Below are 13,537 nucleotides of genomic sequence, written 5' to 3' on the forward strand. Positions count from 1 at the left end.
GTGAGCCAGGAACCTCGGACCGCACCCGTGCACGACGTGGCGATCGTCGGCTTCGGGCCCATCGGCCAGATGCTGGCCCTGCTACTCGGGCGGGCCGGCCACGACGTCGTCGCACTGGAGCGCTGGCCCAAGCCCTACGACCTGCCCCGGGCGGTCCACTTCGACGACGAGATCGGCCGGATCTTCCAGGCCGCGGGCATCGATGACGACGTCCGCGCGGTCACCGACCCCGTCCCCGACCACTACGAATGGCGCAACCGGGCCGGCGAGCCCCTGGTCCGCATCGACTGGTCCGGCACAGGTCCGTCCGGCTGGCCCACCGCCAGCTTCTTCTCCCAGCCCGAACTCGAAGCCGTCCTCGCCGGAGCCGCAGAGGAGCTTGCGCTGGTCACCGTCGTCCGCGGCTGCGAAGCCGTGGACTTGGAGGAGAGCGCCGACGATGTTCGTCTGATCACCTCCGGTCCCTGCGGACCCGGCGAAGTGCGCGCCCGATACGTCATCGGTGCCGACGGTGCCAACAGCTTCGTTCGCTCCCGCATGTCGACCACGGTGACCGACCTGGGATTCTTCTACGACTGGCTGATCGTCGACGTCCAGCCCCACGAGCAGACCACCTGGTCGCCGATGAACTGGCAGTTGTGCGACCCGGCCCGACCCACCACCATCGTCTCCGGCGGCCCCGGGCGCCGCCGCTGGGAATTCCTGCGCCTGCCGCACGAGAGCGTCGAGGAACTCAACACTCCGGAGGCCGCATGGAAGCTGCTGGAACCGTGGGGACGCACGGCGGAGAACACCACGATCGAGCGCCACACCGTCTACACCTTCCAGGCCCGCTGGGTCGACCGGTGGCGCGAGGGGCGCCTGATCCTGGCAGGCGACGCTGCTCACCAGATGCCGCCCTTCGCGGGCCAGGGCATGTGTTCCGGGATGCGGGACACGATGAACCTGGCATGGAAACTCTGCCTCGTCCTCGACGGCAAGGCGGACCCGGCTCTGCTCGACACCTACACCAGCGAGCGCAGCGACCACGTGCAGCACGCCATCGGCATGTCCATGGCTCTGGGGCAGGTCATCTGCGTACTGGACCCCGATGAGGCCGCCTCGCGCGACGCCCGCATGATCGCCACCGGCGCAGACCCCCGCCACGCGTTGCCCGCGCCCCCACCGCCGGTTCTGGGCGACGGCGTCCTGAGCCGCGAGCGCGACGGACGACGAGCCGCGGACGTGGGTCACCTCACCCCTCAGTACGAGGTCACCCACCGGGGCCGCACCGCCCTTCTCGACAGTCTCACCGGTGGCGGCTTCACCGTCCTGACCGACGGTCACCGGCCCGGCACGGCCCTCGACGACACCGACCGGGAATTCCTCCACGACATCGGTGCCACCGTCGTTGCCCTGTACGCCGGTGACGCGCCGTCCGACGGATACCTGGACGCGGACGGCGGCTACCTGGACCACATGCGCGAGCACGGTCACGTCGCGGCGGTCGTCCGCCCCGACTTCTACCTCTTCGGGGCCGCCTGCAGCGGCCAGGAGCTGCGCCGGCTGATCGGCCAGCTGCGCGAGCAACTGCACCGTCCCACGGCTGCGGGCCCGGTCAGCCCAGCCCCCGAACCGTTGATGACGGTGGAGTAGAGGTACCTCCCGCTCATCGCCGCAACCCACCAGACCGCGGTGGGACAGGGCCACCGCACGGCACGCTCCATCGCCGGTGCCCCACGGGACCCTCCCGGGCCTGCGGGCACCGTCCGGCGTCCGGGCCCGCCGCTGCCGCGCGGCCCGGACGCCACGCGTCGCTCAGTCACTCACTCGAAGGACCTCATGGACAAGACAGCAGCCTCCGCGGCCCAGGCCGTGGCCGACATCGGCGACGGCGCCTCTCTGGCCGTCGGCGGGTTCGGTCTGTGCGGCGTTCCCAGCACTTCGATCTCGGCTTTGTACCTGCAAGGAGCCACAGGTCTGCGGGTCGTCTCGAACAACTGCGGCACCGACAACCACGGCCTGGGCATTCTCCTCGGAGCCCGCCGCATCGCCCGGGTCATCGGCTCCTACGTGGGGGAGAACAAGGAGTTCGCCCACCAGTACCTGACCGGTGAACTGGAGGTGGAACTGGTACCCCAGGGCACGTTGGCCGAACGGCTGCGCGCCGGCGGCCACGGCATCCCCGCCTTCTACACCCCCGCCGGAGTCGGCACCCCGCTCGCCGACGGAGGCATCCCCTGGCGGCACACCCCCGAGGGCCGCACAGCCGTCGCGTCCCCGGCGAAGGAGACCCGCCTCTTCGACGGCAGAACCTTCGTCCTGGAGCACGCCATCACCTGCGACTTCGCCCTGGTACGGGCAGCCCGTGGCGACCGGCACGGCAACCTCGTCTTCGACAAGTCGGCCCGCAACTTCAACCCCCTGGCCGCCATGGCCGGACGGGTCACCATCGCCGAGGTCGAAGAACTCGTCGAACCTGGAGACCTGCACCCGGACGAGATCCACCTGCCGGGCGTCTTCGTCCAGCGCGTGGTCGGACTCACCCCGGAGCAGGCAGGCGACAAACAGATCGAACGGCGCACCGTTTCCGCGCCTCCCGCACGAGGAGCACACGTCTGATGGCCTGGACCCGCAACGAGATGGCCGCTCGCGCGGCTGCCGAACTGAACGACGGCGACTACGTCAACCTCGGCATCGGACTGCCCACCCTGATCCCCGGATTCGTACCCGAGGGCGTGCACGTGGTGCTGCAGTCGGAGAACGGCATTCTGGGCACCGGCCCCTTCCCGGACGACGACGCGGTCGACCCGGACCTGATCAACGCCGGAAAGGAGACGGTGACCGTCCTTCCCGGTGCTGCGTACTTCGATTCGGCCCTGTCGTTCGGCATGATCCGAGGCGGCCACATCGACACCGCGATCCTCGGCGCCATGCAGGTCTCCGCGAACGGCGACCTCGCCAACTGGATGGTCCCCGGCAAGATGATCAAGGGGATGGGCGGCGCGATGGACCTCGTCCACGGAGCGCGCCGGGTCATCGTCCTGATGGAGCACACCGCCAAGGACGGAAGCCCGAAGGTCGTCCCCGAGTGCACGCTCCCGCTCACCGGCCGGGCATGCGTCCACCGGATCGTCACCGACCTCGCTGTCCTGGACGTCACCGACCGCGGACTCGTCCTGGCAGAGACCGCCCCCGGTGTCACGCCCGAGCAGGTCCTCACGGCCACCGCGGCACCGCTGCACCTGCCGGAACCGGCCGCACTGCCCGCCTGAGTCCGTCCGCCGGTCCGGGCCCATCGACGCCCACCGGGCGCCGTGGCCCATCGGGGAAGCACAACGCCACGTGGACCTCGTGGACGACCGGTGGGGAAATTCGTGACCCCGCCCGCGACCGACGTCCTTGATCCGTGATGAACGTCACTGGGCCTTGACGGGTGAGGGTGCGTGCTCGGAGCCTTGGGGCCTCTGCCGAAGGGGGCCTGTGAGCAGACCTGGTGACATGAACGGTGCTGGTGGTCGTGGGGACGACATCAGTGCGGTGGTAGGGCTTCTGGGCGATCCGGAGGTGCGACTGCTGACGCTTGTCGGAATCGGCGGGGTCGGCAAGAGCCGCTTGGCGCGGCAGGTGTGCGAGGAACTGGAGCGGGGCGGTACGGACGTCCGTGTCGTGGAACTCGCCGGCGCCGCCGGGCCCGAGGCGGCACTCGGCCTTCTCTCCGAGGCGCTCCCCGCACACCCGGCGGAAGGAACTGCCCCCCATGTGCTGCTCGCCGAGAACCTGGAGGTCGTGCTGCCGCTCGCGCCCGCCCTCGGCGCGCTCCTGGCCGAACACCCCTGTCTCACTGTCCTCGCGACGAGCCGTGCGGCCGGCAGGCTCACCGACGAACACCTCCACCGCGTCCGCCCGCTGGACGTCACGGACGGGGCCGCCGCTCGCGAACTCTTCCTGTGGCACGCCCGACGGGTCGCCTACCAGGGCAGTCTCGACGCGCACGAGCAGACCGTCACCGCTATCTGCCGGCAGCTCGAAGGGCACCCGCTCGCGCTGATCATCGCGGCCAGGCAGCTCGCCGCCCTGCCGGCCGAAGCACTGCTCGCCCGGCTGCGCGAAGGATGTTCCCTCACCATGAAGGGCCCGGTGGATCTGTCCGACCGGCATCGCAGCCTGGGCAGGGTCCTGGACGACAGTGTCACCGCGCTCTCCCCGGCCGCTCGTCAACTCCTCTCCCGTCTGAGCGTGTTCGAAGGTCGATTCACGTACGCCGCCGCCATCGACGTACTCGGTGAGATGGCGGCGGACGAGGCGCTGTGGGAAGGCGTCAGCGAACTCGTCGCCCATGAGCTGCTGCACCCCGCTGCCGGCGGCGGCACCGGAATCGGCTTCCGCATCCCCGGCGTCGTACGCGAGTACGCGCGCCGACTGCTGCAGGAGGACGCCGGAGCACAGGTCGCCGACGCTCTGCGCGACGCGCACGCCGGCCATTTCGGCGGACGGGTCCTGGACGGGCACGACGAGCACGGCACGGCGGCCGAGGACTGGGCCCGTCGCGTCGAGGAGGAGCTGCCGGACGTGCGGGCGGCGCTCCGGTTCCTCATCGACTCCGCCGACCGCCGCGCCTTCGATCTGGCTGCCGCGCTGCGCGGCCACTGGCTCGGCCGGGGTCGGCTGCACGAGGGCATCAACCTGCTCGAAGAGGTGCTCGCGCTGCCCGCCGCTGGAGAGGGCACCGCCAGGCTGCGGGCTCGCGAGGCGCACGCCGTACTCACCGGAGCCGCGAGTTCCTACGCCCACGCGCTGACAGCGCTCCAGGAGTGCGCCGATGGCTGGAAGGAAGCCGGGGAGACGACCGCGAGGGCCCGGACCCTGGTCGACCTGGCTGCCGCAGAGTTCGAGGCGCACGGATTCGACCGCGCCGAACCCCTGTACCAGGAAGCGATCGCCGTGCTCGACGAAGCCGGGGACCGCTGGTGGGCAGCACGCGCCCGCAGTCTGCTCGGCGCGTCCGCCGCGGCCACCGAGACGCACCGCCCGCTCGCCAAGAAAGTGCTGGACGAAGCCGTACGCGGTTTCCGGGAACTCGGCGAGAGCACCTGGACCCACGTTCCCTACCAGCAACTCGGGAGGATGCTGCACGAGGAGGGACACGACGTGCAGGCCGTTGCTCTCCTCAGCGAAGGGCTCGGCCTCGCCCAGCGCAACGGCGACGACTGGAACGCCTCCGTCTTCCTCAATCTGCTGGCCGACGTCAGGCTCTCGCGGGGCGAGGCGGGCCGGGCGGGCGGGCATCATCTCGACAGCCTGCGCCTGGTGGAGGGGATCGGAGCCAGGCCGCGGTACGTCTGGTGCCTCGAAGGGCTGGCCGCATGCCTCGACGACCTCGGCGAAACGCCCTACGCCGCGCGACTCGTGGGTCTGTCCCGGACCGTGCGCTCCCGCCTCACCCTGGACGGCTGGGTAGAGTTTCCCGCCCGGGCGATCGATCTGAGCAGCATCCAGTGGAGCCTGTCCCGACCGGAGTTCGAGCGGCTGTGTGACGAAGGGGCGAAACTCACGGTCGGGGACATCCTCGCCGAGGTGCCGCCGCTGCTCGCCACGAAGCGTGCTCCCAGCCCCCGCAGGGAACGCCGCAGGCGCCATCCCGATGGGCTGACCGGCCGTGAGACCGAGGTGCTGAGGCTCGTCGCCTCGGGCGCGACGAGTCGGGCGATCGCCTCCGAACTGTTCATCAGCATCGAGACGGTGGGCCGCCACATCAGCAACCTGTACCGCAAGATCGGTGCCTCCAGCCGTGCCGAGGCCACCGCCTACGCCATCCGCTCGGGTCTCCTGGAGGAGTGACCCGGGCGGGCCGAACCGGCTTTCCGGCATCCGTGTCCCGGTGTTGCGTACACGGGCAGCCCCGTCCGAAAGATGACCAGTTCCTGTGACGGAACGACGGATGGACGCCGCCGCGCCCCTCCCCGTCCCCGGCTGCCCCCACACCGCCGTACGGGCCTTTCATTGCTGCTCACTGCCATGATCGGCCGTGACATACGGACGACACGAGACGTTCATGCGGTGTACCCATGGCCGCCCGCGCGCGGTCGTGATGAATACCGAGTTCTGGCCATTGCCCCTCCCCGGGCCCGGACAGCACGCTCTGTCTGTCGGAATTCACCTCCCGACTTCCTCGTACCGCCCCCCCTTCCGTGCCCGGTCCTGCCGGGTACCGGGAAGGCGGCCGGCGTCGACCGGAAGGACCACCGCATGGACTCCCCGCCACCCCTCCCGCTGCCCGGCCGCGGCCTACGCCGCCGAGGCCTGGCCGCCGTCTCGACCGTCCTCGCTCTCGGCGCTCTCGTGGGCTGCGGGCCCTCTCGGGAGCTCGGCCGGCACGACGGGCTCGTCGTCGTGCACGTCGGGCACATCCCGGTCGTCGACGCGGTCGCCTTCACCCTCGCCGTGGACAAGGGCTGGTTCCGGGACGAGGGCATCGACGCGCGGGCCGACGCGACGAGCGCCGGCGCCCTGCTCACCAACCTCATCAACGGCACCGACCAGTTCGCCCTCTGCGAGACCGCCGGAGTGGTCTCCGCCTACGCGAAGGGGCTGCCCGTCCACGTGATCGGCGGGATCAGCAAGGCCGCGCCCCGGCCCGAGGACGACAGCGGAGGACTCCTGGTCATGAAGAACGGGACGATCGAGAAGCCCGCGGACCTCAACGGACGCACCGTCGCCGTGGGCCAGCTCAAAGGCGGCGGAGAGGTGGCGCTGCGCGCCGCGCTGGACATCGCCGGGGCCGACAGCGACCGGGTCAAGATACTGGAGATGCCGCTGCCCGACATGACGGCCGCCCTCCTCCGGGGCCGCATCGACGCCATGAGCACGATCTCGCCCTTCGACACGTCCGCCCTCTCGCAGGGCGCCGTCCGCATCATGTCGCCCGGAGCCGAGGCCGCCCCGCACGGCATGCAGATGGCCGTGGCCACCTCCTCCGTCTTCGAGAAGAAGAACCCGGAGATCGTGGACGGCTTCCGGCGCGCACTCGGCAAAGGCATCGCCTACGCCGCCGCCCACCCGGCAGAGGTGCGGAAAGCACTGCCCTCGATCAGTCCCGTGCCGAAGGAGCTGATCCCCGCGATGAAGCTCCCGGTGTTCGACGACTCCGCTCCCCGGTCCTCGCTCAAGGTATGGGTCGACCTCATGGAGCGGTACCGATTCCTCTCCGAACCTGTCGACGTCGACGAGCTGCTGAGCTGAAGGGCACCGCATGACCACTCCGCCCGAAACTTTCGCCCCGCCCCGTGCCCCCGTCGCCCGGACTACCGCGCACCGGTCCGCCCGCGGTCGGCTCCCGTACCGCACACCTCTCAGCCAACTCTGCTTCGCCGTCGCCACCCTGCTCGCCTGGGAACTGGCCGTACGCGAGGGACTGCTGCCGCAGAGCTCCGTACCCACCGTGAGCGCCACGGCCTCCGCGCTGCGCACGATCGCCGGGAGCGGTGGCTTCTGGCACGCACTGGGGCAGACCGCACTCGGCTGGTGCGCGGGACTGCTGCTGTGCACGGCCACCGGTGTGACCGCCGGGCTGCTCATCGGCACGTCACGGTTCCTGACCCGCAGCACCCGGCTGCTCACCGACTTCCTGCGCACCATCCCCGCCGTCGCCCTGTGCCCGGTACTGCTGCTGACGCTCGGCTCGACGATGGCCATGAAGCTCGTGCTCGTCCTCGTCGGAGCGGTCTGGCCGATGCTCACGGCGACCGTCGACGGGGTGCGGCACGTCGACCCGGTCGCGGTCGACACCTTCCGCACCTTCCGTCTCCCCGCACACCAGCGGGTTCGCCGTCTGCTCCTGCCTTCCGCGCTCCCCTTCCTGGTGACCGGGGTGCGCAACTGCGCCGTCCTCGCCCTCATGCTGACCACCGCCGGCGAATACCTCGGGGCCGCACCCGGCATCGGCAACGAACTCTCCCGTGCCCAACAGGCCGGGGCGATCGACCGCATGTTCGCCCTGCTGGTCGTCGCCGGACTGCTGGGCGTCGCCCTCGACAGCCTCCTGATGGCGGCCGAACGACTCGCCCTGCCCTGGGCACCCGCCCACCGAAAGGACACCCGCCGGTGAACCGTGTTCCGCGGCTCCTCAAGGCCGCCGCTCACGAACTGTGGCTGCCCGCCCTGATGGTCGCCGTCGTCTGGGCGGTCACCGTCCGACACCACTCCTTCTTCTTCCCCTCTCTGCCCAGAATCCTGCGGGCCTTCCGGAACCTGTGGCTCTTCGACCGGCTCGGCTCGGACGCCGTCCCCAGTGTCCTCAACCTGGTCGCGGGACTGCTGCTCGCCGGACTCGTCGGCGTCTCCCTCGGGCTACTGCTCGGCCGCGCCCGGTGGCTGTACGACGCCACGCGACCGGTCCTGGAGTTCCTGCGCGCCGTCCCCGGCATCGCCCTCGTTCCCGTCGCGCTGGTCCTGCTCGGCACCGGCGACGGGATGAGGGCGGCCGTCATCGCGTACGGCACGGTGTGGCCCGTCCTGCTCGGCACCGTGGACGGCGTGCGGTCCCTCGACCCGACCGTGGTGGCCATGGCCGACAGCTACCGGCTGCCGCGCGGGCAGCGCCTCCTGCGCGTCGTCCTGCCCGGCGCGGCCCCGCAGATCATGGCCGGAGCACGGGTCGCCGTCGCCCTCGGCGTGGTCCTCATCATCGCCAGCGAGTACACCGCCTCGACGCACGGCATCGGCTACCTGCAACTCCAGTCCCAACGCACCTTCGACATAGCCGAGATGTGGGCCTCGCTCCTGCTGCTCGGCATCCTCGGCTACGCGAGCAACTTTGCCTTCCGCGCCCTCGAATCGCGCCTGCTGCGCTGGTACATCAGGCAGCGGGCCGCAGGACAAGGAGAACCCCTCTCATGACCGCACCCGCAGCCCACCCCTCCGCCGTTCACCGTCAGGACACCGCGGGTCCCGACCGGGCGGCCCCGCTCCTCGAAGTGCACGGCATCGCCAAGTCCTACGGCAGCGGGGACACTGCCCGCCACGTACTCGGCGGCGTCCACTTCGAGGTCCACGACCGCGAGTTCGTCACCGTCGTGGGCCCGTCGGGGGCGGGCAAGACCACTCTGCTCCGCTGTCTGGCGGGGCTGCTCGCCCCCGACTCCGGAGAAGTCAGGCTTGCCGGCGCCGCCGTGCACGCCCCGCCCGAGGGACTCGCCCTCGTCTTCCAGGACTACTCGCGCTCGCTGCTGCCCTGGATGAGCGTTCTCGACAACGTCCAACTCCCCCTGAGGCGCCGGGGCAGCAACGCGGCGGAGCGCGGGGCCGCGGCCCTGGAGGCGTTGTCGGCCGTCGGGCTCGCCGATGCCGGACCGCTCTACCCCTGGCAGATGTCCGGCGGAATGCAGCAGCGCGCCGCCATCGCCCGCGCCCTCGCCTGCACCCCGAGGGTGCTGGTCATGGACGAACCCTTCGCCTCCGTCGACGCGCAGACCCGCGCCGACCTCGAAGACCTCACCCTGCGCCTGCAGCGCCAACGCGGCATGACCGTCGTCCTGGTGACCCACGACATGGACGAGGCCGTCTACCTCGCCGATCGTGTGGTCGTCCTGTCCGGCGCACCCACCCGTGTCAGCGAGATCGTCTCCGTCGGCCTGGGCTCCGAACGCGACCAGATCGCCACCAAAATGCTGCCCGCCTTCGCCGAACTGCGCGCACACGTCCTGGGACTCGTCCGCAGGCCCGCCCCCGCCGAGTGACGGCCACCCTGGCCAGGAACCGGTAGTACCCGCACACCGCAGTCCCGGCGGATTACCGGGTTCTGGGGATGAGCCGTTCGGACCCCGCGCCCCACGATGAACAGGCCGCCGGCCCACCACCTGGAGAACCGGCCCCACGAAGATTCGGGAGGACCGCCATGTCCGCCACAGCGCCACCGCACCAGGACGAAGCAGGGCACGCTCTCGCCGCCGACTTCAAGGACGCGATGGCCGCACTCTGCTCACCGGTCACCGTGGTCACCGCCCGCCGCGAGGACGGCAGCCCCTGCGGAGTCACCGTGAGCGCCTTCGCGTCCCTGTCCCTCGACCCACCCATGGTCACCGTCGCCCTCGACCGGCGCTCCAGCCTCCTGCCGGCGGTCGAGGCCACCGGCAGACTCGGCGTCTGCCTCCTGGGCGCCGACGACCAGCAGCTCGCCCTCACCTTTGCCACCCCCGGGGCCGACCGCTTCGCGTCGGTGGCATGGCACCACGAGAACGGGCTGCCCCGGCTCAGCGAGGCTCCGGTCTGGCTGGAGTGCGAGGCCACCACTCTGGTCGAGGGCGGCGACCATGTCCTCGTCCTCGCCACGGTGCTCGCGGCCGGTACTCGCGAGGCCCGGACCCTCGCCTACCAGAACCGGCGCTTCGGCACCCACCGTGCCCTGCCCGCACCCCAGGAACGCCCGAAGCCCGCCGCCACCCCGCAAAGCGGCACCGTCCGCGGCACGCGCTCCTGCCGTGACACCGCCCACACCTGAGAACAGGACCATCATGACGACGTACGCCACCCAGCCCGCTACGACCACCGCCTGGCCCACCGACCCGGTCGCGCGGCGCGCCCATGCCCTCGCCGCAGTCGAGGCGATCAGGGAGGAACTCACCCTCGGTGCGGACGAGTCGGAGCAGCAGCGGCGACTCAGTGACCGGTCGGCCAACGCCCTCAGGTCCTCCGGAGTGCTCGGCATCATGACCCCCGACGATCTCGGCGGGAACGTGGTCGGCGCCGTGACCGCCTTCGAGATCATCGAGAAGATCGGCCACATCGACCCCGCCACCGCCTGGACCGCCACCATTCTCCTGGAGGGCGCCGGGGAACTCGCCACCGTGGTCGCCCCCGCCACCGCCCGCGAACTCTTCGACAAAAACCTCGCCCTCAAGGCCGCCTCGCTCAAGCCGGGCAACGCCGAACGTGTCGAGGGCGGCTATCGCGTGAGCGGACGCTGGGACTTCGTCAGCGGACTCCACCACGCCGACTACGTGAGCGCGACCTTCCTCGTCGACGACGCCGAGGGCCGTCCCGTACGCCGCGCCGCCATCCTGCCCAAGGCCGACATCCACGTGCTCGACGACTGGCGGGTCATGGGCATGCGAGGGACCGGCAGCAGCAGCTTCGCCGTCGAAGGGGTCCATGTGGCGGACGAGTTGATCTACGATCCGATGGGCCACGGGAAGCGCGGGGACACCCCTCTCGCCCTGCTCGGCATGGTGCCCTACGTCCTCCAGATGCACCCGGGGATGGTCCTGGGAGCCGCCCGCCGGGCCCTTGACGAGATCGTCGACGCCGCACCCCGCATCCGGCGGGGCAGCCGCATCAACCTCAGCCGCCCCGCTGCCTTGTCCGAACTCACCTGGTTCCAGCGCGAGCTGGGCGAACTCGACGCCCGGGTCCGTTCCGTGCGCAGCCTCGCCATGGAGACCCTGACCGAGGTGGACCAGGTCATCGGCAGGGGCGAGAAGGCCGAACTGCCGCTCCTGGACAGGATGCAGACCACAGCCTCGCTCGCCGCGAAGACCGCGGTCGAGGTCGTCACTCGCGTCTTCCGGCACGCCGGGGCTGCGGCGATCCTCGAAAGCTCGGTGTTCGGCAAACTCGTGCGCGACCTCAACACCATCTCCGCCCACGGGGTGATGTCCGAAGCAGGCTTCGAGAGCCACGCCGAGTTCGTCCTCGGTCTCCAGACACCGGAGAACCGCCGCATGGTCTGAGCATGCCGCGCTCGTCCGGCTCGTGCCTCCTCGGCACCAGCCGGCGGGCGGGGTCGTGCGACAGTCCGGGACCCGCGTACGCGGCGTCCCTCGGTTCTGCCCCACCTTCGCGACGGCGGGGGTGCGGAGAACGGGCCCGACTCAAGAGCTGGTGCAGCGGTTGGCTTCAGCGGGGACGGTCGCAGCCGCACGGTTGAGGGTCACTCGTCTGCCTGCTGGTTGAGGGTTGGGATCTGGTCGACCTCGAAGTAGACGGGCAGGCCCCGGCGGCGTGCCATGGCGACATCCTGGTCGGCTCCGGCAGAGTTGCCGGGCAGGCGCAGGACGGCGTCGCAGCGGGCCAGTAGGCGTTCGGCAGTGGGGTAGAGCACCTGGTCAGCGAGGGCGTCGGTGGGGCCCGCGCCGACCGAGTGCAAGAGGGGCAGGGCGATCCACTCTCCGATGACGGGGAGGTGGCCGGCGGCAAAAATGGGCCAGGCGGCGGCTTCGAGGCGCTCAAGGTTGGCGGCCATGGCCTGCGGGTCGCCGTCGGTGCCTGAGCGCTGGCCACGCCCCTCTCCTACGCCACCACCCTGCGCCGCCGCAGTTACGCCACGATCATCATCGACGCCGAGACCGGGGAGCGCGTCGATGTTCCGCCCGACCGCGAAGCCGCCACTTTGGTCGCATGGCTGCGAGGGGAGGACGAGGTCGAGGTCGTGTGCCGGGACGGCTCAGCCACCTACGCCGAGGCAATCCGCCGGGCCCTGCCGGAGGCGGTGCAGGTCAGCGACCGCTGACACCTGTGGAAAAACCTGTGCGACAAGGACCTGGCCGAGATCCGTGCCCATGCCCCCTGCTGGGCCACCGTCAACCCACCCCGTCCCGGCGGCGCCCGTGAGCAGACCACCCGCGAGCGCTGACACAAGTCCACACCCTCCTCGGACAGGGCGTCGGCCTGCTCGTATGTGCCCGCAGACTGGGCCTCGCCCTGAACACCGTCAAACGCTACGCCCGCAGCCCCGAACCGTCCGCCGACCGCATCGCCCCCGCTACCGGCCCACCCTGGTCGCCCCCTACCCCTACCGCGACCACCTGCGCCGGCGCCGGTCCGACGATCCGGCCGTCCCCGTCACCCACCTCCTGCACGAGATCAGGGAACTCGGCTTAACCAGCAGTGCCAACCTGCTGGTCCACTACCTCAACCAGGGTCGCGCCGAAGGCGACCGTCCCGTGACAACCACCCGTCACCTCGCCCGGCTTCTGCTCACCCGCCCCGAACGCTACGGACCAAGAACACCGACGTGTTCGGATCCCTCACCGCGGTCTGCCCGAAGATGACCGTACTCGCGCGATTCATCGGCAAGTTCGCCAGGCTTCTGACCCCGGCCAAGACCAACAACGACAAGCTCACCAAGTGGATCACCACTGTCCGCAGCGTCAACCTGCCCTCCCTGCAAACCTTCTGCAACGGCCTCGAACTCGACCGCGCCGCCGTGAACGCCGGACTCACTCTCCCCTGGAGCAACGGCCGCACCGAAGGCGTCAACACCCGAACAAGGAGGATCATGCGCCAGATGCACGGACGAGCAGGACTCGACCTCCTCTGCCACCGCATCCTGCTGAGCACATAGGCGCCCAACGTCACCACCGACTACGCAACAGAGCCCTCGTTTGACAGACCCACAGTAAGAACCGACGGCGCGTACGCCACTGGGTCGACATAGCCATCTCCAGCACCGCGTCGTACGTCTCTCCAGGAAGCCCCACCGTGCGTCCTTGAGTTCTAGTAGTCGTCGCAACACCCCAGCTCAGGGGATGCGATGGAGTTCGAGATCCGGGAGAACAGGGGC

Annotated in this window: 11 protein-coding genes and 1 pseudogene; 11 read left to right on the forward strand and 1 reads right to left on the reverse strand. The window is 70.5% G+C overall.

Translation table 11 applies throughout. The features are described 5' to 3' along the window. From mhpA to ACWCSV_RS32705, 10 genes are all read left to right on the forward strand, one after another. The gene (gene mhpA, locus ACWCSV_RS32660) at window positions 1-1,635 is read left to right on the forward strand and encodes a bifunctional 3-(3-hydroxy-phenyl)propionate/3-hydroxycinnamic acid hydroxylase MhpA (RefSeq protein ID WP_451148532.1); all 1,635 of its coding nucleotides are present in this window, start codon (window positions 1-3) and stop codon (window positions 1,633-1,635) included. Window positions 1,636-1,821: 186 nt separating this feature from the next. Further along, a complete protein-coding gene (locus ACWCSV_RS32665; RefSeq protein ID WP_451148534.1) occupies window positions 1,822-2,601 on the forward strand; it encodes a CoA transferase subunit A in 780 nt (259 codons plus the stop codon). Beyond that, window positions 2,601-3,254 carry a CoA transferase subunit B gene (locus tag ACWCSV_RS32670; protein ID WP_451148536.1) on the forward strand — a complete coding sequence of 218 codons (654 nt, stop codon included), beginning with the start codon at window positions 2,601-2,603 and terminating at the stop codon, window positions 3,252-3,254. The genes ACWCSV_RS32665 and ACWCSV_RS32670 overlap by 1 nt, the downstream gene beginning before the upstream one ends. Before the next feature lie 265 nt (window positions 3,255-3,519). Next, entirely contained in the window at window positions 3,520-5,820 is a 2,301-nt protein-coding gene (locus ACWCSV_RS32675) for a LuxR C-terminal-related transcriptional regulator (RefSeq protein ID WP_451148538.1), read from the forward strand. Between the two features lie 408 nt (window positions 5,821-6,228). Continuing rightward, the gene (locus tag ACWCSV_RS32680) at window positions 6,229-7,221 is read left to right on the forward strand and encodes an ABC transporter substrate-binding protein (RefSeq protein ID WP_451148540.1); all 993 of its coding nucleotides are present in this window, start codon (window positions 6,229-6,231) and stop codon (window positions 7,219-7,221) included. A 10-nt stretch (window positions 7,222-7,231) separates the two neighbouring features. Further along, window positions 7,232-8,086, forward strand: coding sequence for an ABC transporter permease (locus ACWCSV_RS32685; protein ID WP_451148542.1), 855 nt, complete (start codon window positions 7,232-7,234; stop codon window positions 8,084-8,086). Further along, a complete protein-coding gene (locus tag ACWCSV_RS32690) occupies window positions 8,083-8,877 on the forward strand; it encodes an ABC transporter permease (protein ID WP_451148544.1) in 795 nt (264 codons plus the stop codon). Before ACWCSV_RS32685 ends, ACWCSV_RS32690 begins: the two co-directional genes overlap by 4 nt. After that, window positions 8,874-9,716 carry an ABC transporter ATP-binding protein gene (locus ACWCSV_RS32695; protein WP_451148546.1) on the forward strand — a complete coding sequence of 281 codons (843 nt, stop codon included), beginning with the start codon at window positions 8,874-8,876 and terminating at the stop codon, window positions 9,714-9,716. The genes ACWCSV_RS32690 and ACWCSV_RS32695 overlap by 4 nt, the downstream gene beginning before the upstream one ends. 158 nt (window positions 9,717-9,874) lie before the next feature. Continuing rightward, complete coding sequence (locus tag ACWCSV_RS32700) at window positions 9,875-10,477, forward strand: flavin reductase family protein (protein ID WP_451148548.1); 603 nt, start codon at window positions 9,875-9,877, stop codon at window positions 10,475-10,477. A 13-nt stretch (window positions 10,478-10,490) separates the two neighbouring features. Beyond that, on the forward strand, window positions 10,491-11,705 hold the full coding sequence (locus ACWCSV_RS32705) for a hypothetical protein (protein ID WP_451148550.1): 1,215 nt from the start codon (window positions 10,491-10,493) through the stop codon (window positions 11,703-11,705). Window positions 11,706-11,905: 200 nt separating this feature from the next. On the opposite strand, the gene ACWCSV_RS32710 is transcribed toward ACWCSV_RS32705, so the two are convergent. Next, window positions 11,906-12,217, reverse strand: coding sequence for a DUF4406 domain-containing protein (locus ACWCSV_RS32710; RefSeq protein WP_451148552.1), 312 nt, complete (start codon window positions 12,215-12,217; stop codon window positions 11,906-11,908). A 27-nt stretch (window positions 12,218-12,244) separates the two neighbouring features. Between ACWCSV_RS32710 and ACWCSV_RS32715 the strand changes: the two are divergent. Next, window positions 12,245-13,318: pseudogene (locus ACWCSV_RS32715) on the forward strand (ISL3 family transposase); the annotation flags it as partial. Between the last annotated feature and the right edge of the window lie 219 nt (window positions 13,319-13,537).

The organism is Streptomyces sp. NPDC001770, from assembly GCF_053596135.1.

Coding starts and splice junctions, on each gene's coding strand:
- ACWCSV_RS32670 (WP_451148536.1), top strand. CDS start 2,601: ATGGCCTGGACCCGCAACGAGATGGCCGCTCGCGCGGCTGCCGAACTG.
- ACWCSV_RS32665 (WP_451148534.1), top strand. CDS start 1,822: ATGGACAAGACAGCAGCCTCCGCGGCCCAGGCCGTGGCCGACATCGGC.
- ACWCSV_RS32705 (WP_451148550.1), top strand. CDS start 10,491: ATGACGACGTACGCCACCCAGCCCGCTACGACCACCGCCTGGCCCACC.
- ACWCSV_RS32685 (WP_451148542.1), top strand. CDS start 7,232: ATGACCACTCCGCCCGAAACTTTCGCCCCGCCCCGTGCCCCCGTCGCC.
- ACWCSV_RS32695 (WP_451148546.1), top strand. CDS start 8,874: ATGACCGCACCCGCAGCCCACCCCTCCGCCGTTCACCGTCAGGACACC.
- ACWCSV_RS32710 (WP_451148552.1), bottom strand. CDS start 12,217: ATGGCCGCCAACCTTGAGCGCCTCGAAGCCGCCGCCTGGCCCATTTTT.
- ACWCSV_RS32680 (WP_451148540.1), top strand. CDS start 6,229: ATGGACTCCCCGCCACCCCTCCCGCTGCCCGGCCGCGGCCTACGCCGC.
- ACWCSV_RS32700 (WP_451148548.1), top strand. CDS start 9,875: ATGTCCGCCACAGCGCCACCGCACCAGGACGAAGCAGGGCACGCTCTC.